Raw genomic sequence first — 20658 nt, 5'->3', positions numbered from 1 at the left:
CCCCGGACGCGACGAGGGCCCCGCCACCTCGCGGTGGCGGGGCCCTCGTCGTACGGGCGGGTGCGGTCAGTTCGCGTTGACCGGGATCTCCTGGGCGACGGTGTCCTCGGCGGAGGCGAAGATCGCGATCGGGACCTCCTGGGTGATCGTCTGCTCGGTGAAGCGGTTGGAGCCGGCGGACGACTCCATGAAGACGGTCGCGGTGAAGGTGAGGAGCACGCCCACGGTCGCCTGGTCGGTGGCGCGGATCTCCTGGTTGCGCAGCTCGAACGCGCCTTTCGGCGAGGTGATGAGCATGCCGTAGTTGCCGTAGGTGAGCGGCTCGGGGTCGAGCGTGACCTCCTTCGCGACCGCGTCCAGCGTGTACGGCGACTCCGAGGCGCCGCCGTCCGACCGGGTGGTCGACGACGTGACGTTGATGTTGGAGAGGAAGACCTTGCGCTTCGTGGCGAACGGGTCCCGCAGGTCGCGGGCGAGGTCGTAGGCCTGGAACGTGAAGGAGAAGAACTTGCTGCCGCCGGGGTACCACTCGTTCGTGCGCGGCGTCGACTTCGTCGGGTAGAGCGTGTAGACGAAGTCGACGTTCTCGATCGCGATGTGCGACTGGAACGTGCCGTCCCGGGTGAACTGCGAGTCGTAGAACGCCTCCGTGCTCGTCGCCGAGGGCGTGGCCGTCGGCTCGGGGTCGTCGCCGCCCGTCAGGTCGTCCACGAGGGAGCACGACGACAGCACGAGGCTGAGCAGCAGGACCGCCAGCAGGGCCGGCAGGGAGCGCCGGGCTGCCGACGAGGCGCCGTGGCGCGAGCGGGTCGGGCGGGGCAGGAGCGGGGACCGAGAGGTCGTCATGTTCTCTTCCGTGGTGTTCGGCCGGTGACGGCTGTGGTGCGGGTGTGGTGCGGGCGGGCTGTGCGGGTGTGCCGGTGCGGCAGGGCGTACGGCGCGAGCGGCGTCGCTCAGGCCTTGAAGCCCTTGTAGCGGCGCAGCAGCTTGGTCATCATCCAGCCGGTCTGGAGGATGGTGATGATGCCGAGGATCGGCCAGCCGAACGCCAGCAGGTCGGACTTGGTGTCGATCGGGATCTGCAGCCAGATGGCGGCCATGACGGCCACGATGATCAGCAGGACGGCGAGGGGCGCGAGGTAGGCCTGGCCCGCGCCGCGCTCCGCCTTGGCCTGGGCGGCCCAGTTGTCGGTCTGCGCGCGGGAGGCGAACTTCGTCCAGGCGCGCAGGAAGTGCCCGATCCGGATCCACATGTAGACCTCGGCGGGCGCCAGCAGCAGGGCGAAGAGGTAGTCGCGCCGGTTGGCGTAGTACATCGACTTCGCCACGCGGAAGTTCAGCAGGATCGCGGCCACCGGCGGCAGGAGCCACCACGGGGAGAACACGAACGCGTTGATCGAGGCCGAGCCGAGGAGCAGGAGCAGGAACAGCAGGCGGGTCGTGATGTTGATGACCATCGAGATGTGCTCGAACCAGCGCAGGCGCAGGTTCGGGTGCAGCGGCTGGCCGGGCGTGTCACCGCGCTGGCCGGGCCACATCAGGTCGATGGCGCCGAAGTTCCACTTCACCTGCTGCGCGTCGAGCGAGCGCAGGGTGGTCATGCCGCCCACGTGCGCGCGGGCCGCGGCGGAGATCTTCGTGAGGTAGCCGGCGCTCTTGATCTGCAGGGAGAGCAGCGAGTCCTCGACCTCGGAGTCCTTCACCCACGGGGTGCGCTGGTGGCTGTCCTCGAGCACGTCGCGCAGGGCCTGGGTGGCGAAGATGGAGAACTGGCCGCCGAGGACCGCCATGTTGCGGCCCCGGAGCAGGTTCTGCATGTTGAACGCGGAGAACTGCGCGCGCTGGCCGGCGATGAGGAACTTCGCCATCGGGCCCGAGAGCGCGCTGTCGTCGATGCTGTAGATGGCGGAGATGCCGCCGATCCGGTCGTCGCTCGCCATCTCGTTGACGAGCTCCTCGACCGCGTCCGGCTCGGGCGTGGTGTCGCCGTCGACGCCGAGGAGGTAGTCGTAGCCCTCCACCAGCGAGTAGCCGTAGTTGAGCGCGCCGACCTTCTTGTCGGGGTTCTTGCCGATGTCGTGGACGAAGATCTCGGTCATCTGCTCGCCGTTGCGCGTCATGCGCACGTGCTCGCCGGCGTAGTAGCCGGCCACCTCGACCGTGTCGTCGTTCGTGTTGTTGACGATCACGTGGATGACGTCGGGCAGGCGCGTCTGCGCCAGGAGCGCGTCGAGCACCCCGGCGATCGTCTCGCCCTCGTTGTAGGCCGGGATGACGCACCCGATGGTCGGGCGGTACGTCGGCAGGTCCTCCACCCCGGCGAGGAACTCGTCGGCGTACGACGCCATGCCGGCGTCGGGCACGCGGACGTACTGGTTGGGCGACGTGTTGCCCACGGCGGGCGGCGCCTGTCGGCCGGCCGCGTCAGGACTGTTCATGCTCACGTCCGTCAGTCTGCTGCCCAATCCTCGCGCCGGGGTGCGGAAACGACGAACTTCTCCTCAGTTTTCCCCCAACGGCGCCGTGGTGCCCGTCGCGGCCGCTCGGGCGGGTCGGGTCGACCCTCGGACGGGGCGCGGCGCGCCTCAGCGCGGCAGCGACGAGGAGCGCCACGCACCCGGTCCGGCGGCGTGGGCGGGGCGCACGCGGCGGTGGTGGGCCGACCACTCCGGCGTACGACGGGGCGCGGGAGCACCGCCCGACCCGGCGCCGATGGCCGCGAAGACCGCCACGAGGGCGGCGATCTCCTCGGGCGTGGCGTCCGGGTTGACGACCCGGAGCAGCGGTCGCTGCTCCGGAGCCGTCTCGTCGGTGGTCGCGCCGGTGTCCTCGGGACGCTCGTCGGTGCTCACAGCGGGATGTTCCCGTGCTTCTTCGGCGGCAGCGTCTCGCGCTTGGAGCGCAGCAGGCGCAGCGCGCGGACGATCTCGATGCGGGTCTCGTGGGGGGAGATGACCGCGTCGATGTAGCCGCGCTCCGCCGCGATGTACGGGTTCGCCAGGTGGCGGTCGTACTCGTCGACCAGCTCGGCGCGCTTGGCGTCGGCGGTGCCGTCCGCCGTCGCCTGCTTGATCTCCTTGCGGTAGAGGATGTTCACCGCCCCCTGCGCGCCCATCACGGCGATCTGGGCCGTGGGCCAGGCGAGGTTGATGTCGGCGCCCAGGTGCTTGGAGCCCATGACGTCGTACGCGCCGCCGTACGCCTTGCGCGTGATGATCGTGACCAGCGGCACCGTGGCCTCGGCGTACGCGTAGATGAGCTTCGCGCCGCGGCGGATGATCCCGTTGTACTCCTGGTCGGTGCCCGGCAGGAAGCCCGGCACGTCGACGAAGGTGAGCACGGGGATGTTGAAGGCGTCGCAGGTGCGCACGAAGCGCGCGGCCTTCTCGGAGGCGTCGATGTCGAGCGTGCCGGCGAACTGGATCGGCTGGTTCGCGACGATGCCGACGCTGCGGCCCTCGACGCGGCCGTAGCCGACGACGATGTTCGGCGCGAACAGGCCCTGGACCTCGAGGAACTCCTCGTCGTCCAGGACGGCCTCGATGACCTCGCGGATGTCGTAGGGCTGGTTCGGCGAGTCCGGGATGATCGTGTCGAGCGTGCGGTCGAGGTCGGTGACCTCGAGGTCGGCCGGCTCGTCGAAGACCGGCGGCTCGTCGAGGTTGTTCTGCGGCAGGTAGCTGAGCAGCGTCTTGACGAACTCGAGCGCGTCGGCCTCGTCGGCGCCCATGTAGTGGGCGTTGCCCGACTTCGTGTTGTGGGTGCGGGCGCCGCCGAGCTCCTCGATGGTGACGTCCTCGCCCGTGACGGTCTTGATGACGTCGGGGCCGGTGATGAACATCGCCGAGGTCTTGTCGACCATCACGGTGAAGTCGGTGACGGCGGGGGAGTAGACGTGGCCGCCGGCGCAGTTGCCCATGATGAGGCTGATCTGCGGGATGACGCCCGAGGCGTGCACGTTGCGGCGGAAGATCTCGCCGTACAGGCCCAGGGAGACGACGCCCTCCTGGATGCGGGCGCCGGCGCCCTCGTTGATGCCGATGATCGGGCACCCGGTCTTCATCGCGAGGTCCATGACCTTCGTGATCTTCTCGCCGTACACCTCGCCCAGCGAGCCGCCGTAGACGGTGAAGTCCTGGCTGAAGACGCAGACCTGGCGGCCGTCGATGGTGCCGTAGCCCGTCACGACGCCGTCGCCGTACGGGCGGTTCTTCTGCAGCCCGAACGCGGTGGAGCGGTGCCGGGCCAGCTCGTCGAGCTCGACGAAGGAGCCCTCGTCGAAGAGCTGCTCGATGCGCTCGCGCGCCGTCTGGCGACCCCGCGCGTGCTGCTTCTCGACCGCCTTCGCCGAGCCCGCGTGCACGGCCTCGTCCAGCCGACGCTCGAGGTCCGCCAGCTTGCCGGCCGTCGTGGTCACGTCGATCTCGTCGGGCACGTCCGTGCCCTCGCCCACCTGTGCGCTCATGGACGGCAATGTAGCGCCCCGTACCGATCGGACGTTCAAGGGCCCACCAGTCGATCCGGCGCCCCCGCAAGTGACCCGCGGGTAGGTCGGCAGGTCGACGGGACGGCTCAGCGGTAGAGCCAGTGCGACGTGCGGCGCCGGGCCTCCCGGTAGCGCGGCGAGGCCCCCGCGACGAGCTGCTCGGTCGGCTCGTCGTCCACCGGCGGGGTCGGGGTCGTCACGACGCGGACGGGTCCGCGGGGCCAGGTGGCGGCCCGGCGCCAGGCCGGGGGACCCACGCGGTCCGGCCACGCCGGCGCGGGGTGGGCGCGCCCGAGGTCGGCCAGCAGCGCGGCGATCGTCGAGGCGCCGTCGGCTGCGGGCAGGTCGGCGCAGGCGGCGGCGAGACCGGCCCGCACCCCCGCGTCGAGCAGCCGGTCCACGCCGGCGACCAGGTCGTCCGCCCCGGTCGCGGCGAGGGCGGCGCCGATCTCGGTGACCCCCCGGACCCGCGCGACCTGGTCGTCGGTCTCGTGGCCCGTGCTCGGCACGAAGAGGGTGGGCAGCCCGACGGCGAGCTGCTCGTGCACGGCGTTGTAGCCGGCGGCGCTGACGGCGGCGTCGAACGCCGGGAGGTAGCGGGCGAGGGGGTAGACGTCCTGGAGCACCACGACCTGGTCGCTCGCCCGGGTCGCGTGCCGGGCGATGGCCTGCCGCGTCACCGCGACCTGCCAGTCCGGCGCGACCTCGGCGACCCGGGCCAGCACCGCGGCCACGAGGGTGGACACGTCGGCGTACGCGCCCGATCCCGGGGCGAGCAGCAGGGCCGGCCGCGTCGGGTCGAGCCCGAGCGCGCGGCGCGCCTCGTCGCGCGGCAGCGGGGGGACGACGGAGGTCAACGACACCGGGGCGGTGCGGGTGGTCCCGGACCGGCCGGCGGTGGGCCCCGTGTCGGCGGCCGCGCCGAAGTCGCCGGGCTCCACCACGAGGTCGAACGCGTCCGAGCGGGCCAGCCACTCGGCGCCCACGCCCGCCTGCCACATGCCGCGTCGCACCCACACGAACGCCGTGGTCGGCATGGCCTCGCGGGCGGCGAGCAGGCCGGCGTACGGGACGACCCCGTCGAAGACCACGACCCGGGCGCCCGTCTCGGCGGCCAGGGTGCGCACGCGGTCGGCGAAGTAGTGATCCCAGGTCGCGCGCCACGCGACCTTGGCCGCCCCCTCGCCCTGCCACGGGCTCGTGCGGCTGGGGCAGTGCTCGAACCGGACCCCGACCGCCCCGGGCAGGCGTCCGTCGGCGCTCGCCCGCGCCACGGTGGGCAGCGCGCCGGAGAGGGAGAGCAGCATGACGTCGAGCTCGGCCGCGCCGGCGAGGGCCACGGTCAGCTGCCGGGTGAGGTGCCCCATCCCGACACCGTTGCTCGTCGCCAGCAGGACGGGGGTGCGCAGCGCGGTGGGGGACACGGGTGCGGAGTTTACGGCGCGAGGGTCCGCCGTCCCGCCGCCGTCGATGGCCTAGGTTGGCGGCGCCCGACCGACCCAGGAGGACCCGTGCCCGACACGTCCGACGCCGCACGCCGTACGGCGGACCCCGCGGCCCGCCCGCCGCTGCGGGCGAGCGACCTCGCCGCCCTGCCCGGGTGGACGGTCGAGGTCGTCGAGGCCTCGCCGTCGACGAACGCCGAGCTCGCCGACCGTGCCCGGGCCGGCGCACCGGCGGGCAGCGTCCTCGTCACCGAGCACCAGACCGCGGGCCGGGGCCGCATCGACCGGTCGTTCGTGACGCCCGCCCGGGCGGCGCTCACCTTCTCGGCCCTCCTGCGCCCGGACGTGCCGGTCACCGCCTGGCCGTGGCTCCCGCTCCTGACGGGCCTCGCCGCGCGGCGCGCGGTCGAGGCCCGGCACCCCGGCGTGGCGGTGCACCTCAAGTGGCCGAACGACGTGCTCGTCGCCCCCGCCGACGACCCGGACGCCGTCCCGGGCAAGGTCGCGGGCATCCTGCTCGAGCGGGTCGACACGCCGACGGGACCGGCGGCCGTCATCGGCATCGGCATCAACGTCTCCACCACCCGCGACGAGCTGCCCGTGCCCACCGCGGCGTCGCTCGCGACCGCCGGTGTCGCGGACGCCGAGCTCGACCGCACGCTGCTGCTCGAGGCGATCCTCGGTGAGCTCGCCGCGCACCTCGACCGCTGGCAGGCGGGCGACCTCGAGGCGCTCCGCGCGGCGTACGGCGCCGCCTGCACCACGGTCGGTCTCGACGTGCGCGTCGAGCTGCCCCACGCCGACGCGCTCGTCGGAAGAGCCGTCGCGATCGACACCGGGGGAGGGCTCGTGGTCGACACCGGGGGCGAGCTCACGGTCGTCGGCGCGGGCGACGTCGTGCACGTCCGGCCCCGGACGACCGGAGCGCCGCACGGCCGGAAGTGACAGAATCGCGCCGTGCCGTTCCCAGAGAAGCTCCTCAACCCCGGTGAGCACGTGGTCGTCAGCACGCGCACCCACGTCAAGGAGCTGTTCGGCGCCACCGCCGTGCTCCTGCTGACGCTCGCGGTCGCGGTCGCCGCCACGACGCTGGGCGACGGCGCCGACACGGTCGTGCGCGTGGCCCGCATCGCCGTCTGGGTGCTGGCGGCCGGGGTGCTCGTCTGGTTCGTGCTGCGGCCCCTCGTCCGCTGGCTGACGACCACCTACACCTTCACCAACCGCCGGTTCATCAAGCGGTCCGGCTTCATCGCGAAGGAGGGCCGCACGATCCCGCTCAACCGGATCAGCGGCGTCGACTTCGAGATCGGCATCGTCGACCGCGTGTTCGGGTGCGGCACGCTCGTGGTCTCCGACGCCAGCGAGCTCGGCCGCGTGGAGCTGCACGACATCCCCCGGGTCGAGAAGGTGCAGCTGCTCGTCTCGGAGGAGCTGCACCGCATCTCGGGCGCCCGCAGCGACGATGGCACCTGAGCCGGCGTCGGGCCCGACGCCCGACCTCCCGCCCGACCTGCCGCCCGACGTCCCGCCCGTCGCCGAGCCGCCCGAGGCCCGGCCGACCCGCGGTGACCTGGAGCGCGCCATCCTGGGCGAGGTGCCGGTCTTCACCGCCCACGACCTCGACGACTCGGGCATCCCGGTGGCCGACGTACGGCGCCTCTGGCGCGCTCTCGGGCTGCCGCTCAACGAGTCGTCGGTGACCTTCACCGGCTCCGACGCGACCTCGCTGGGCGCCCTGGTCGAGACCGTCGCGCGCGGCGGCATCGACATCGACACCGCCGTCAACCTGACCCGGGCGGTCGGCCAGACCATGTCGCGCCTCGCCGACTGGGAGGTCTCCACCCTCATCCCGCTGATCGAGCGCATCGAGTCGGGCCCGGACGCCACGGGCAGCCGGATCGGCTCCGCCGTGCGCATCGTCGAGGAGTTCCGCGACGTCTTCGAGCAGCTGACCCTCAACGCCTGGCGACGCCACCTCGCTGCGGCCGTGAGCCGGGTCGAGGGCCTCGACGAGCTCGACGACGAGACCGACACCTCCCGCATCACCGTGGGCTTCGCCGACCTGGTCAGCTTCACCGCCCTCTCGAACCGGCTCGACGAGGGCCGCATCGGCGACCTGGTCGAGCTGTTCGAGTCTCGCTGCCACGACGTCATCCAGGCGCACCAGGGCCGGCTCATCAAGAGCCTGGGGGACTCGGTGCTGTTCGTGAACGACGATCCCGTCGCCGCGCTGGAGATTGCCGAGGGCATCATCGCCGTCATCGGACGCGACACCCGCATGCCCGACGTGCGGGTCGGGATCGCCAGCGGCCACGTGGTGACGCGTCTCGGGGACGTGTTCGGCCCGCCGGTGAACATGGCGGCGCGCCTGACCCCGATCGCGCGCCGCAACCGCGTGATCATCGACCACGAGACCGCGGCCCTGCTGCCCACGGACAAGTTCGAGACGCGCCTGCTGCCGGCGCGGCCGGTGCGCGGTTTCGGTCTCGTCGAGCCCGTCACCGTCCGCCGGACTTGACCAGTCCCCGGGCCTAGGCAAAATTTCGACGGTTCCGCCGCGGGGACCCGCCCGGGTTCCTAGGTTTGACCCCGTGCTCGAGGTCCAAGGTGTCCGGGTCGATCCCGCCACGCGTCGCGTGTGGTCCGGGGTCGCCGAGGTGACCCTGTCGCGCAAGGAGTTCGACCTCCTCCACGCGCTCATCTCCCGAGCCGGCGAGATCGTCAGCCGCGACGAGCTGATGAAGGACGTGTGGCACACGACCTTCTGGACGTCGTCGAAGACCATCGACGTCCACCTCGGCTGGTTGCGCCGCAAGATCGGTGACGATCCCCGGTCGCCCCACCTCATCACCACCATCCGCGGCAAGGGCCTGCGCTTCGAGCTGCACGCCCCCGTCCGGGTCGCCGTCGGCGCACCCCGCACCGTCGAGGACGCAGCCGAGGTCGCAGCGCCGGCCGCCGGCACGCCGGCCATGAGCCCGGCCGACCCCGCCTGACCTCGTCTGGCCCCGCCCGACCCCGCCCCGCCCGCGCCGTCCGGCTCGCGGGCCGCGGCCCTGTGCCCGCGCCGGCCCACCGGCCGGGTAGGTTTGGGCACCGCTGCGGCCCCCCGGCCGTGACGCACCGGTCCCGGGCGGCTCCACCGCGCCGGCCGACCCGTACGACGCCGATCGGCCCCCGATCGACCCGAGCGAGAGGTGACCTGATGCGCACAGCCGTCGTGGTCCTGAACTACGGCGACCCCAGCGACACCCTCGCCTGCGTGGCGTCGCTGGAGCGCTCCGACGAGCTCGACCTCGAGCTCTACGTCGTCGACAACGGCCCGGAGGACGAGAGCCACCGCGCCCTGCGCGACGCGATCGGCAGCCGCGGCACCGTGATCGCCACGGGCGAGAACCTGGGCTACGCCGGCGGCAACAACGTCGGCGTGCGCCGGGCGCTCGAGGGCGACTGCGAGTTCGTCTGGATCCTCAACCCCGACACGCGGGTCGAGCCGGGCACGCTGGGCGCGCTGCTGGCCCACATGGCGGCGTACCCCGACTGCGGCATCGTCGGCTCGCGCATCGTGTACGACGGGCAGCCCGCCGTCATCTGGTTCGACGGCGCCACCATCGACCGCACCACGGGCGAGACGAAGCACCTCAACAACGGCAAGCGCGACGCGGTCACGCGTCGGGGCGTCGTCGACGTCGACTACGTGACCGGCGCGGCCCCGCTGATCCGGCGCACGACGCTGGAGGACGTGGGCCTGCTGCCCGAGCACTACTTCCTCTACTTCGAGGAGACCGACTGGTGCGTGCGGGCGCAGAACGCGGGCTGGCGCACGATGGTCGACCAGCACGCGCGGATGGTGCACCTGAAGCGGTCGAGCGGCACGCTCCCGAAGCCCTACTACATCTACTACATGACGCGGAACCGGTTCGGGTTCGCGCGCGACGCGCTCGGTGTCGACCCGGAGGCGGCCCTGCAGCAGATGCGGGACACGTTCCTGACGGCCTGGCGCAAGAAGGTCGAGGCCGGTGCGCCCGGGTGGGTGGCCGACTTCGACCAGCTCGTCGCCATGGCAGAGGCAGACGCCCGGGCCGGTAGGTTCGGGCGCAACGATGTGATCACTGGTTTCCGGACGGCGGAGGAAGAACTTGCCAGCGTTGAAGTATGACTACTCCTTCGACCCGGCGGACGAGAACAACACGGCGGCAGCCGTCGCCTCGTTCGCGCTGACCGGGGGCGACGACGTCCTCGACATCGGGTCGGGCCCGGGCTGGGTCTCGCGCTACCTCGCGGCCGAGCAGGGGCGCCACGTCACCTGCCTCGACTACGACCGTGACGCCCTCGCCTCCCTCGAGGAGGCGGGCCTGCGCGCCCTGTTCTGCGACCTCGAGACCGAGGAGTGGGACAGCGAGATCACCGGCGAGTCCTTCGACGTGGTGATCCTCGCCGACGTGCTCGAGCACCTGCGTCGACCCGACGCGGTGCTCCGCCGCCTGCGCGACCAGGGGCTGCTGCGCGACGACGGGCGCCTCGTCATCTCGGTGCCCAACGCCTCCCACCAGAGCGTCGTCGCCGAGCTGCTGGTCGGCGACTTCCGCTACACGGAGACGGGCATCCTCGACGAGACCCACATCCGCTGGTTCACGCTCACCAGCCTCCGCCGCCTGCTGGAGAGCTGCGGCTTCGTGATCGAGCAGGTGCACCGCACCACCCGCATCCTCGAGAACGTCGACTCCCGCTCCCGGGCCGCCCTCCTCGGCGACAAGGTCCGGCGCGAGATGTCGGAGCTCAACCACGACTCCACGACGTACCAGTTCGTCGTGCTCGCCCGTCCCCGCGCCTTCGCCGGCGAGCTCTCGCAGCGCGACGCCGAGCACGACCGCGAGACGCGCGAGCTCTTCGACTCCCGTGAGCGCCTGCGGGCCGACCTCGCCCGCAAGGAGCGCGAGGTCGAGGAGGCGCGCATCCGCGCCGACGAGGCGCGCACGCTGCTGGAGGAGGAGCGCGTCTACTTCGCCTCCGAGCTCGCGCTCGGGGCCGACGAGGTCGCCGGCATGCAGGCCGAGCTCGCCAACGTGCGCCAGGGGAGCGTCAACATCCAGCGGCAGCTGGAGAAGTGGAAGCGCGAGTACGACCGGCTCGTCGACCCCGACGGCACGCCCCGCGCGGGCGCCGTGGTCTACCGCCGCGCGCGCCGCAAGGCCAAGAAGGTCGTGCAGGGCAACCCGACGCTCCACCGGGTGGCGCGTCGCGTCCGCTCGGCCGTCAAGGGCAAGTGATGGCGGCAGTCACCCTGCCCGACGACCGGCGCGAGGCCTACGAGGCGCTGTGCCGCGGCGAGTACGCGCACGGCACGCGCGAGTCCGTCGTGTTCTGCGTCTACACCGACGACCTCGCCGAGGGGCGCGGCGACATCTACGTCGCCGCCGGCCTCGGCCTGGAGCTGGTGGCGCTCGGCCACGGCGTCCGCCTGGTGCGGCGCCAGGAGTGGGCCCACATCACCGACGCCGACGTCGTCGTGGCGATGCTCCCCGACCTCGACCCGTCCGGCCTGCCGGACGCGGCGTGGAAGGTCGCGTGGGTGCGCAACGAGGTGCTGCGCTGGACCCGGACGGGCTCGCTCCGCGGCTACGACCAGGTGCTCGCCTCGTCGCGCCTCGCCGCCGACCGGCTCGCCCACCACACCGACCGCGTGCACCCCGAGCTGATCTCGATCGCCGCCGACGCGAAGCTCTTCGTGCCGCCGGCCGCCGAGCGACGCGACGCGACCGCCGTCACGACGGCCAACTTCTGGGGCTCGCTGCGTGACGTCCACCAGGTGCTGGTCGACCTGCCGAAGGACGCCGACGTCACGATGTACGGCGAGGCGAAGCGGGCCCCCGCGCGGCTCAAGCGCTGGCACAAGGGCACCCGCTCCTACTTCGACCTGCCGGCCGTGTACGGCGCGCACGCCTTCGTGATCGACGACGTCAACAAGTCGAACGTGGGCTTCGGTGCGCTCAACAGCCGGCTCTACGAGAGCGCGGCCTGCGGTGCCCTGCCCATCGTGAACAGCGGCCTCGGCCTCGCCGACGCCGGGTTCGAGGACCTGCCGCGCTACCGCACCGCCGAGGACCTGATGGCGGTGCTGCGCGAGCTGCGCGCCGACCCGGCCCGGACGGCGCGCCTGGCCGCGCAGACCCGTGCGACCGTGCTGGAGCGCCACACCTACGAGCGTCGCGCCCAGCAGTTCGTCGCGGCGCTGGAGACCGGTCGCACGACCCACGCCGCGGCCCCCCGCGGCCGGGCCGTGCACTTCTTCCCGGACTACTCGCCGACGAACCCGTACCAGCCGATGCTCTACTCCGGCCTCGCGGACGTGGGCGCCTACGCCACCTCGGTGGCCGACGCGCAGCTGCACCTGGACGCGGCCGTGACCCGTCCGGGCGGCCCGGGCACCTTCAACATCCAGTGGACGAACCCGATCCTGCAGCCCAGCCGCGGCCCGTTCGCCGCGCGCCTGGCGCTCGACAGGTTCGCCGCGTCGCTGCGCCGCTTCAAGGAGGCCGGCGGCCGTCTCGTCTGGACGGTCCACAACGTCCTGCCCCACGAGGCGAAGTTCCGGTGGGCGGAGATCGAGCTCGCCCAGCTGCTCGCCGACGAGGCCGACGTGGTCCACCTGCTGTCGCCCGGCACGGTCGACGCGGCCGCGCCGTACTACCGGATCGACCCGGCGAAGACGGTGCTCGTCGAGCACTCCAGCTACGCCGGGCAGTACCCGTCGTGGATCTCGCGCGCGGGTGCCCGGGCGCGGCTCGGCATCACGCCGAGCGAGAAGGTGCTCGTCGCGCTCGGGGGAGTGCGTCCCTACAAGGGCCTCGACCGGCTCGTCGACGTGTTCGACCAGATGTCGAAGCAGGACCCGGCGCTGCGCCTGCTGATCGCGGGCCGACCCGGCAAGGAGGCCGACTCGGCCGCCTTCGAGTCGCGCTGCCTGCGCCACCCGCGGATCGTCACGCACTTCTCGTTCGTGCCCGACGCCACCCTGCAGGTGTGGATGAACGCGGCCGACGTGGCCGTGCTCGCCTACACCAACATCCTCAACTCCGGCTCCTTCATGCTCTCCCAGACGTTCGGCCTGCCGACCGTCCTGCCGCGCTCCGGCGCGCTCGCGGAGTTCGAGGGCGCCGAGCAGGTGCGGATGTTCGACCCGGCCGACGACGACTCGCTGCGCGCGGCGATCGACGACGCGCTGCGCAGCTGGGTCGGCGACCCGGCGGCCGGCGCACGCGCCCGCGACGCCGCGCTGGCGCTGGCCCGGGAGCGGTCCCCGCGCCGCATGGGCGAGCAGTTCGCGGCGGCCGTGGCCTCGCTCGATGGCTGAGCCGGGGGTCCCGGGCCCCACGCCGACGACGGCGCCCACCGTGGCCGTCATCGGCGGGGGCCAGCTGGCCCGCATGCTCGCGGAGCCGGCGGCGGCGCTCGCCGTACCGCTGCGGCTGCTGGCCGAGGGGCCGGACGTCTCGGCGGCGCAGGTGATCGGCGACCACCGCGTGGGCGACCACCGCGACCTCGACGACCTCCGGGCCGTCACGGCGGGCTGCGCGGTCGTCACCTTCGACCACGAGCACGTGCCGACCGAGCACCTCCACGCGCTGGCGGCCGACGGCATCGCCGTCCGGCCCGGGCCCGACGCGCTCGTGCACGCCCAGGACAAGGCGGTCATGCGCCGTCGGCTCACCGAGCTCGGCGTGCCGTGCCCGCGCCACGCCGTCGTCGCCACCCGTGACGACGTCGCCGGCTTCGGGCTGCCCTGCGTGCTCAAGACCACGCGGGGCGGCTACGACGGCAAGGGCGTCTGGGTCGTGCGTGCCCTCGACGAGGCCGACGCCGCGTTCGCCGCGGCGCATGCCGCCGGGGTCGAGGTGCTGGCCGAGGAGCTGGTCGACTTCGCGCGGGAGCTCTCGGCGATCGTCGCGCGCTCCCCGAGCGGGCAGGCGGCGGCGTACCCCGTCGTGGAGACCGTCCAGCGCGACGGCGTGTGCCACGAGGTGACCGCCCCGGCCCCCGACCTGGCGCCCGACCTCGCGGCCCACGCGCAGGAGATCGCGCTGCGGGTCGCCGGCGAGCTCGGCGTGGTCGGCCTGCTGGCCGTCGAGCTGTTCGAGACCTCGGACGGTCGCGTGCTGGTCAACGAGCTCGCCATGCGGCCCCACAACACGGGCCACTGGACGCAGGACGGCGCGGTCACGTCGCAGTTCGAGAACCACCTGCGGGCCGTGCTCGACCTGCCCCTCGGCTCGCCCGCCCCCCGGGCGAGGTGGACCGTGATGGTCAACATCCTGGGCGGCGCGCACGACGCCGGGCGGCTCTACGACGGCTACCCCCACGCACTGGCGCGCGACCCCGGTCTGCGCGTCCACCTCTACGGCAAGGCCCTGCGGCCGGGCCGCAAGGTCGGGCACGTCAACGTGTACGGCGACGACCTCGACGAGTGCCGGGAGCGGGCGCGGCACGCCGCCGCGTGGTTCGCCGGCGACCTGGGCGACGAGAGCGAGTGACATGAGCGAGCAGAGCACCACCGGGACGACGGGCGCCACCGCCGGGGGCGCCCGCGTCGGGATCGTGATGGGGTCCGACTCGGACTGGCCCGTCATGGAGGCCGCCGCGACCGCGCTGGCCGAGTTCGACGTGCCGTTCGAGGCCGACGTCGTCTCGGCCCACCGGATGCCGGAGGAGATGATCGCGTACGGGCGCGACGCCGCCGACCGCGGACTGTCGGTGATCATCGCTGGCGCCGGGGGAGCGGCCCACCTGCCGGGCATGCTCGCCGCGGTGACCCCGCTGCCGGTGATCGGGGTGCCCGTCCCGCTGCGCTACCTCGACGGCATGGACTCGCTGCTCTCGATCGTCCAGATGCCCGCCGGGGTGCCGGTCGCGACGGTGGCGGTCGGCGGTGCCCGCAACGCGGGCCTGCTGGCGGTGCGCATCCTCGCGGCCACCGACCCGGGGCTCCGGGCCCGCATGGTGACCTTCCAGGCGGGGCTCCGCGACGCGGCCCACGCCAAGGGCGAGGTCGTGCGCAGCGCCTCGGCCGGGGCAGCCGGCGCCCGCCGCGCCGGCTTCTGACCCGGTGGCCCTGAGCCGGTCCTCCTCGTGACGACCGGTACGGCACGGCTCGTCGGGCTGGACGTCGCGCGGTGCCTCGCGCTGGTCGGGATGATTGCGACCCACACGTACGTCGACCGGACCCCGGAGGGCGACCTCACGCTCGTGCAGGCGGTGGCCGGGGGCCGCTCCTCGGCCCTCTTCGCGGTGCTCGCGGGCGTCGGCATCGCGCTGGCGACCCGCGAGCGGGCCACGACCGGGGCACCGCTCGGCGCCTCCGGCGCCTCCGGCGCCTCCGGCGCCGCCCGCGCCGCACGGGGTCGGGAACGGCTCGCGCTGTCGTCCGGGATCGTGGTGCGGGCGCTGCTCGTCGGGCTCCTCGGACTGCTGCTCGGCGGTCTCGAGTCCGGCCTGGCGGTGATCCTCACCTCCTACGCCGTCCTGTTCGTCCTGCTGCTGCCCTTCGTCGGGCTGCGGGCGCCGGTGCTGTTCGCGCTCGCCGGCCTGTGGGCCGTGGTGGTGCCCGTCGGGTCGCACCTCGTCCGGCCCTCGCTGCCGCCCCGCGGCTTCGACAGCCCGTCCCTCTCCCAGCTCGGGGAGCCCGTTCGGCTGCTGTCGGAGCTCACGGTCACCGGCTACTACCCGGCGCTCACCTGGCTCGCCTACGGGCTGCTGGGGCTCGCCGTCGGACGCTGCGACCTCGCCGGACGCGTGGTGCCGGCCGTGCTGGCCCTCGTCGGTGCCGCCCTCGTCGTGGTCGTGCCGCTCGTCTCGGCGTGGCTGGTCGGCGCGCCCGGCGTGGTCGCGACCCTGGCCGGTCGACCCGGCGGGCCCGACACGGCCTTCGACGCGACGACCGTGGACCGTCTCGCGGAGCAGCTCTCGGGCACGACCCCCACCGGAGGTCCGTGGCAGTGGCTGCTGGTGACGGGCCAGCACAGCGGCACGCCCGCCGACCTGCTGCAGACCCAGGGGAGCGCCCTGCTCGTCATCGGCTCGGCCCTGCTGCTCGCCGGGGCCGTGGGCGCGACCGGTCGGCGGGTGCTGGCCGTGGGGGCGGGCGCCGGGTCGATGACGCTGTCGCTCTACAGCCTCCACGTCGTGGCACGGCAGCCCGACGTCTGGCCGCCGGACGACGGCACGGAGGCGTGGGTCTGGCACACGCTCCTCGTGCTCGCCCTCGGCGCGGCGTTCGCCGCCGCGGGCCGGCGCGGGCCCCTCGAGGCCGTGGTGTCCCGGGCCTCGCGGGGCGCCGCCGACGCCGTACGACGCCCGTCGAGGCGCTGAGGCGCCGGTGCCTCCGTCGGGCTCAGCCCCGGCGGCGCCACTCGATCGCGGGGCAGGTGTCCATGACCGCGAGCAGGCCGGCACCGCGAGCGCGCTCGAAGGCCTCCGCGTCGACGACGCCCAGCTGCAGCCACACGCCCTTGGCGCCGATGGCGATCGCCTCGTCGACGAAGGCACCGGCGGCCTCGGAGCGGCGGAACACGTCGACCACGTCGACCGGGAAGGGGATGTCGGCGAGCGTCGCGTAGCCCCGCTGGCCGAGCACCGTCGGTGCCTTCGGGTGCACGGGCACGACCGTCTTGCCGCGCTCGATGAGCAGCTCCGCGATCCGGTACGCCGTGCGGTCGGGGTTGTCGGACAGGCCGACCACCGCCCAGGTGTCGAGCTCGTCGAGCATCGTCGCGACCGCGGCCGGGTCCTGCCAGGACGTCACGACCGGTCACCGAAGACGTCGGGGACCTCCGAGGCCCGCGAGGTGAAGTCGGGCGCCCGCTTCTCCAGGAACGCGGCCACGCCCTCCTTGCCGTCGCCCTGCGACGCGTAGTAGATCGCGAGCGAGTCCGAGCGGTGCGCGTCGATCGGGTGCGGGGCGCCGGCGTTGCGGTAGAGCAGCTGGCGGCTGAGGGCGACCGCGACCGGCGAGCGCGACTCGACGAACTTCCGGGCGAGCGCGTACGCCGCCGGGAGCAGGTCCTCGGGCTCGTGCACCGAGCGCAGCAGGCCGCCGGCGTGCGCCTCCTCGGCGGTCAGGATGTCGGCTGCGTAGACCCACTCCAGCGCCTGCGAGAGGCCGACGAGCCGCGGCAGGAACCACGAGGAGCAGGCCTCCGGGGTGATGCCGATGCGGCCGAACACGAACCCGACCCGTGCCTTGGTCGAGGCCATCCGCACGTCCATCGCCAGCGTCATCGTGGCGCCGATCCCGACGGCCGCGCCGTTGACAGCGGCGATCACGGGCTTGGTGCAGTCGAAGATGGCGAGCACGACCCGGCCGCCGGTGTCGCGGACGCCGTCGTGGATCTCGGGCGCGTCGAGCCGGTCGACCATGTCCTGCGGGGTGGGGGCGAGGCTCTCGTCGAGGCCGAAGACGTTGCCCTCGCGCGAGAGGTCCATGCCGGCGCAGAAGGCCTTGCCGGCGCCGGTCACGACGACCGCGCGCACCTCGTCGTGCTGGTTGACCCGGCGGAACGCGTCCTCCAGCTCGTCGGCCATCGTGACGGTGAACGAGTTCATGGCCTCGGGCCGGTCGAGCGTCAGCGTGAGGATGCCGTCGTCGACGGTCCAGTCGAGGGTCTCGTACGTCGGGGTGGGGTGCGTCGTCATGGCGCCAGTCCGTTCGCGGTGCAGAGGTCGTCGGTGATCAGGTCGGGGTCGTCGGTGGCCAGGGCCGAGAAGAGCTGGTCGGCACGTTCGGTGTCGCGGCTCTCCGCGGAGCCGTCGGTGACCGGCACGGTGCAGTTGCGGGCGCCCCCGCCGATCGCGCGCAGCGCCAGACCGGCCCGCGCCGCCTCGACGACGTTGGTCTGCTCGTCGACCGCGACGAAGTCGGTGGCGGCCGAGTTGAGGGAGACGTAGCGCCAGGGGAGCAGGATGTTGAGCGGCGAGGCGACCCGCTTGCCGACCGACGCCACGACCTCGCGCTGGTTCTGCACGCGGTCGAGGTCGGAGGAGACGAACGGGCACTCGGGCGGCCCGTTCTTCGAGCAGCGGGCCCGGGAGTAGGAGAGAGCGGTGACGCCGTCGACGTCCTGGCACCCGGCCTCCATCTCGAGGTGGGCGCCGTCGTCCTTGATGCTGGCCTCGGGACACAGCTCGATGCCGCCGATCGCGTCGACGATGCCGGCCACGCCGCCCATCCCGATCTCCACGTAGTGGTCGATGCGGACGCCCGTGTTCTGCTCGATCGTCGCGACGAGCAGCTGGGGCCCGCCCTGGGAGTAGACGGCGTTGATCCGCGTGCTGTCGCCGCCGGGCACGTCGACGAAGAGGTCGCGCGGGAACGAGACCACGACCGGCTCGCCGCCGCCCGTGTGGAGCATCATGATCGTGTCGGTCCGGTCGCCCTCGTTGCTGCCGGTGCCGAGGCGGCGGCGCTCCTCGTCGCTGAGGCCCGCGCGCGAGTCGCTGCCGACGACGAGGTACGTCGTGCCGGGCTGGTCGGCCGGCCGGTCGCCGGTCGGCATGGCGTCGATGCGCTCCACGTTGTTCCACGCCCAGATCGGCACGGCGACCAGGAACACGACCCAGAGGAGCAGCAGCACGAGCAGGACCCGGAACACGGGGAAGCGGCGGCGACGGCGCGGTCGGGCGGCCGCCGGGGGCGGGGGAGAGACCGGTCCCCGCGGCGGGGGCGGTGGCTGCCGGCGCGGAGGCGGGGGCGGCGGGGGAGCGCCGCGACCGCGGCCGTCGTACAGGTCCTGCGCGGGCGGACCCGTCGGCAGCAGTCGCGTGCCCTCGTCGGCGGCAGCGGACGGGGCGTCGCGCCGTGCCCGGCGGCCGGGCCTGGTGGACGGCCCGGACGGGTCCGGCGGAGGTGTCGCTCCGCCTCCTGCCCCGTAGAGCCACTCGTACTCGGGAGTGCCCTCCTGGGGCCTGCCGCTCCCGCGCGGTCGATCTGCCATGGGGTGACGCTACCGCGCGGGTCCCCGCACGACTGGGCGCGTCGCCACCGGCGTGGCTGCACGCCAGTGACGCATGGGACTGGTGATACTTGCCCGGCATGCCCAGGCGTCCCTTCCCCGGCGAGAAAGGCCTGCTGATGCCGCCCACCGACACGACCCCTCCGGCGCCCTCCGCCGAGGAGTCAGCGCGCGCGCAGACGAAACCCGCCGTCCGCGCACCGCAGGCCGTCCGTCTTCCCCGATCCACCCGTACCGCCGCCCCCGTGCGCGCCGCCCGCGTGCGGTTCCGCCGCGCGGTCACGCTCATGCTGATGACCCTGGTCCTGCCGGGCTCGGCGCAGCTCGTCGCCGGCAACCGCCGCGTGGGCAGGATCGCCCTGCGCATCTGGCTCGTCCTCGTCGCCACCCTCGTCGTGCTGGCGCTCGCCGGCATGACCTGGAACGGGCTCGTCATCCAGCTGGGCCTCAACCTCGAGGTGCTGGCCGTCGTCCGCCTCGTGCTCATCGCGCTGGCCGTCGGCTGGGCGGCGTTGTTCGTCGACGCCTGGCGCATCGGCGAGCCGATGACCCTCGTGCGCAACCAGCGGCTCGTCGTCGTCGGCATCAACGGGGCGCTCTGCCTCTCCGTGGCCGGCACGCTGCTCTTCGGTGCCCACCTGGTGGGCTCGACCCGCGACATGGTGCAGGCCGTCGCCGGCGACGGCCCGGTCACCGAGGCCGAGGCCGGCCGCTACAACGTGCTGCTCCTCGGGGCCGACGCGGGCAAGGGCCGGGTCGGCCTCCGCACGGACTCCATGACGCTGGCGAGCATCGACGAGGAGACGGGCGAGACGGTCCTCATCTCGCTGCCGCGCAACATGGCCAAGTTCCCGTTCGCGGACGGGTCGGTGATGGCGCGCGAGTTCCCGGACGGGTTCGACTGCGACGGCTGCTACCTCAACGGCGTGACCACCTGGGCCACCGACAACGCGGACCTCTTCGGGGCCTCGGGCGACGTCAGCGACGCCCGCCTGGAGGAGATCGGCATGGAGGCCACCCTCTCGGCCGTGGAGGGCATCACCGACCTCGACGTGAACTACTGGGCCATGGTCGACATGCGCGGCTTCGAGACCCTCATCGACGCCGTCGGCGGCGTGGAGATGGACGTGCGGTCCCGGATCCCGATCGGTGGCGTGGGCTCGCCGGTCTACGGCTACATCGAGCCCGGCGTGCAGACGCTCAGCGGCTACGAGGCGCTGTGGTTCTCGCGGTCGCGCGAGGACTCCGACGACTACTCGCGGATGGCCCGGCAGAAGTGCGTGATGGGGGCGATGCTGCAGCAGCTCGACCCGGCCACCCTGCTGCGCAGGTACGGCGACATCGCCGCGGCCGGCTCGGCCATGGTCGAGACGAGCATCCCGGCGAGCGAGCTGGACCGGTTCGCCGACCTCGCGCTGAAGGCGAAGGACCACCCGATGTCGAGCGTCTCGATCGTGCCGCCGGCCGTGAACACCGGTGACCCGGACATGGACGTCGTGCACACGATGATCGACGACGCGATCGCGCGGGCCGAGGGCGAGACGCCCGCGGCGCCCGAGCCGACGACCGACGAGGCCGCGGCGGACGTCGCGGACACCGAGGAGGCGGCTCCCGCCGAGGCCGCCACGGAGACCCCGGTGACCGGTGGCTCGCTCGGGTCGCGCGACGAGGGCTACGTGGCGAACGACACCGCCGACCTCGCGTCCTCCTGCTGAGCCCGCTC

Annotated in this window: 19 protein-coding genes; 11 read left to right on the top strand and 8 right to left on the bottom strand. The window is 73.3% G+C overall.

Annotated elements, in window-relative coordinates; genetic code table 11:
• Positions 1–66 precede the first annotated feature (66 nt).
• The 5 genes from K329_RS0101520 to K329_RS23885 form a co-directional block, all read right to left on the bottom strand.
• Positions 67–846: a hypothetical protein gene (locus K329_RS0101520; RefSeq protein WP_028471673.1), complete on the bottom strand. Its 780-nt coding sequence runs from the start codon at positions 844–846 to the stop codon at positions 67–69.
• Positions 847–953: 107 nt separating this feature from the next.
• Positions 954–2438 carry a glycosyltransferase family 2 protein gene (locus K329_RS0101515; RefSeq protein ID WP_028471672.1) on the bottom strand — a complete coding sequence of 495 codons (1485 nt, stop codon included), beginning with the start codon at positions 2436–2438 and terminating at the stop codon, positions 954–956.
• Positions 2439–2585: 147 nt separating this feature from the next.
• Positions 2586–2852 carry an acyl-CoA carboxylase subunit epsilon gene (locus tag K329_RS0101510; RefSeq protein ID WP_052336240.1) on the bottom strand — a complete coding sequence of 89 codons (267 nt, stop codon included), beginning with the start codon at positions 2850–2852 and terminating at the stop codon, positions 2586–2588.
• On the bottom strand, positions 2849–4465 hold the full coding sequence (locus K329_RS0101505) for an acyl-CoA carboxylase subunit beta (protein WP_028471670.1): 1617 nt from the start codon (positions 4463–4465) through the stop codon (positions 2849–2851). The genes K329_RS0101510 and K329_RS0101505 overlap by 4 nt, the downstream gene beginning before the upstream one ends.
• A 107-nt stretch (positions 4466–4572) precedes the next feature.
• Positions 4573–5910, bottom strand: a complete 1338-nt coding sequence (locus K329_RS23885; RefSeq protein ID WP_052336239.1) for a glycosyltransferase family protein — start codon at positions 5908–5910, stop codon at positions 4573–4575.
• An 87-nt stretch (positions 5911–5997) separates the two neighbouring features.
• Between K329_RS23885 and K329_RS0101495 the strand changes: the two genes are divergently transcribed.
• From K329_RS0101495 to K329_RS23855, 10 genes are all read left to right on the top strand, one after another.
• Positions 5998–6876, top strand: a complete 879-nt coding sequence (locus K329_RS0101495) for a biotin--[acetyl-CoA-carboxylase] ligase (protein ID WP_028471669.1) — start codon at positions 5998–6000, stop codon at positions 6874–6876.
• A gap of 12 nt (positions 6877–6888) precedes the next feature.
• Complete coding sequence (locus tag K329_RS23880) at positions 6889–7404, top strand: PH domain-containing protein (RefSeq protein ID WP_043641851.1); 516 nt, start codon at positions 6889–6891, stop codon at positions 7402–7404.
• Complete coding sequence (locus K329_RS0101485; RefSeq protein ID WP_084540911.1) at positions 7394–8449, top strand: adenylate/guanylate cyclase domain-containing protein; 1056 nt, start codon at positions 7394–7396, stop codon at positions 8447–8449. Before K329_RS23880 ends, K329_RS0101485 begins: the two co-directional genes overlap by 11 nt.
• A 73-nt stretch (positions 8450–8522) precedes the next feature.
• Entirely contained in the window at positions 8523–8927 is a 405-nt protein-coding gene (locus tag K329_RS23875; RefSeq protein WP_084540910.1) for a winged helix-turn-helix domain-containing protein, read from the top strand.
• A 209-nt stretch (positions 8928–9136) separates the two neighbouring features.
• Complete coding sequence (locus K329_RS23870; protein ID WP_052336238.1) at positions 9137–10090, top strand: glycosyltransferase family 2 protein; 954 nt, start codon at positions 9137–9139, stop codon at positions 10088–10090.
• On the top strand, positions 10071–11201 hold the full coding sequence (locus K329_RS29220; RefSeq protein ID WP_084540909.1) for a class I SAM-dependent methyltransferase: 1131 nt from the start codon (positions 10071–10073) through the stop codon (positions 11199–11201). Before K329_RS23870 ends, K329_RS29220 begins: the two co-directional genes overlap by 20 nt.
• Positions 11201–13285, top strand: coding sequence for a glycosyltransferase family protein (locus tag K329_RS0101465; RefSeq protein ID WP_028471667.1), 2085 nt, complete (start codon positions 11201–11203; stop codon positions 13283–13285). Before K329_RS29220 ends, K329_RS0101465 begins: the two co-directional genes overlap by 1 nt.
• Positions 13278–14462, top strand: coding sequence for a 5-(carboxyamino)imidazole ribonucleotide synthase (locus tag K329_RS0101460; protein WP_052336236.1), 1185 nt, complete (start codon positions 13278–13280; stop codon positions 14460–14462). The genes K329_RS0101465 and K329_RS0101460 overlap by 8 nt, the downstream gene beginning before the upstream one ends.
• Position 14463: 1 nt before the next feature.
• Positions 14464–15030 (top strand): 5-(carboxyamino)imidazole ribonucleotide mutase, encoded by a 567-nt coding sequence (purE, locus tag K329_RS23860; RefSeq protein WP_052336235.1) that lies wholly within the window; start codon positions 14464–14466, stop codon positions 15028–15030.
• A gap of 27 nt (positions 15031–15057) precedes the next feature.
• On the top strand, positions 15058–16296 hold the full coding sequence (locus tag K329_RS23855) for a heparan-alpha-glucosaminide N-acetyltransferase domain-containing protein (protein WP_052336234.1): 1239 nt from the start codon (positions 15058–15060) through the stop codon (positions 16294–16296).
• A 22-nt stretch (positions 16297–16318) separates the two neighbouring features.
• Here K329_RS23855 and K329_RS0101445 read toward each other — a convergent pair whose 3' ends face one another.
• From K329_RS0101445 to K329_RS0101435, 3 genes are read right to left on the bottom strand one after another with little or no spacing between them, the layout of a single operon-like run.
• Positions 16319–16729, bottom strand: a complete 411-nt coding sequence (locus tag K329_RS0101445; RefSeq protein WP_028471665.1) for a CoA-binding protein — start codon at positions 16727–16729, stop codon at positions 16319–16321.
• Positions 16726–17619 carry a crotonase/enoyl-CoA hydratase family protein gene (locus tag K329_RS0101440; protein ID WP_028471664.1) on the bottom strand — a complete coding sequence of 298 codons (894 nt, stop codon included), beginning with the start codon at positions 17617–17619 and terminating at the stop codon, positions 16726–16728. The genes K329_RS0101445 and K329_RS0101440 overlap by 4 nt, the downstream gene beginning before the upstream one ends.
• Positions 17616–18575 (bottom strand): LCP family protein, encoded by a 960-nt coding sequence (locus tag K329_RS0101435; protein WP_052336233.1) that lies wholly within the window; start codon positions 18573–18575, stop codon positions 17616–17618. Before K329_RS0101435 ends, K329_RS0101440 begins: the two co-directional genes overlap by 4 nt.
• Before the next feature lie 605 nt (positions 18576–19180).
• Here K329_RS0101435 and K329_RS23850 point away from each other — a divergent pair.
• Positions 19181–20650 (top strand): LCP family protein, encoded by a 1470-nt coding sequence (locus K329_RS23850; protein ID WP_043641849.1) that lies wholly within the window; start codon positions 19181–19183, stop codon positions 20648–20650.
• The last annotated feature ends 8 nt before the right edge of the window (positions 20651–20658 follow it).

This window comes from Nocardioides alkalitolerans DSM 16699 (assembly GCF_000426525.1).
Lineage (GTDB): Bacteria > Actinomycetota > Actinomycetes > Propionibacteriales > Nocardioidaceae > Nocardioides > Nocardioides alkalitolerans.
This window is presented reverse-complemented; position numbering and strand designations above follow the sequence as displayed.

Bases quoted from the DNA above. Each gene is read 5' to 3' on its own strand.
- K329_RS0101520 (WP_028471673.1), bottom strand. From the start codon at position 846: ATGACGACCTCTCGGTCCCCGCTCCTGCCCCGCCCGACCCGCTCGCGC.
- K329_RS0101515 (WP_028471672.1), bottom strand. From the start codon at position 2,438: ATGAACAGTCCTGACGCGGCCGGCCGACAGGCGCCGCCCGCCGTGGGC.
- K329_RS0101505 (WP_028471670.1), bottom strand. From the start codon at position 4,465: ATGAGCGCACAGGTGGGCGAGGGCACGGACGTGCCCGACGAGATCGAC.
- K329_RS0101485 (WP_084540911.1), top strand. From the start codon at position 7,394: ATGGCACCTGAGCCGGCGTCGGGCCCGACGCCCGACCTCCCGCCCGAC.
- K329_RS23870 (WP_052336238.1), top strand. From the start codon at position 9,137: ATGCGCACAGCCGTCGTGGTCCTGAACTACGGCGACCCCAGCGACACC.
- K329_RS0101465 (WP_028471667.1), top strand. From the start codon at position 11,201: ATGGCGGCAGTCACCCTGCCCGACGACCGGCGCGAGGCCTACGAGGCG.
- K329_RS0101460 (WP_052336236.1), top strand. From the start codon at position 13,278: ATGGCTGAGCCGGGGGTCCCGGGCCCCACGCCGACGACGGCGCCCACC.
- purE (WP_052336235.1), top strand. From the start codon at position 14,464: ATGAGCGAGCAGAGCACCACCGGGACGACGGGCGCCACCGCCGGGGGC.
- K329_RS0101440 (WP_028471664.1), bottom strand. From the start codon at position 17,619: ATGACGACGCACCCCACCCCGACGTACGAGACCCTCGACTGGACCGTC.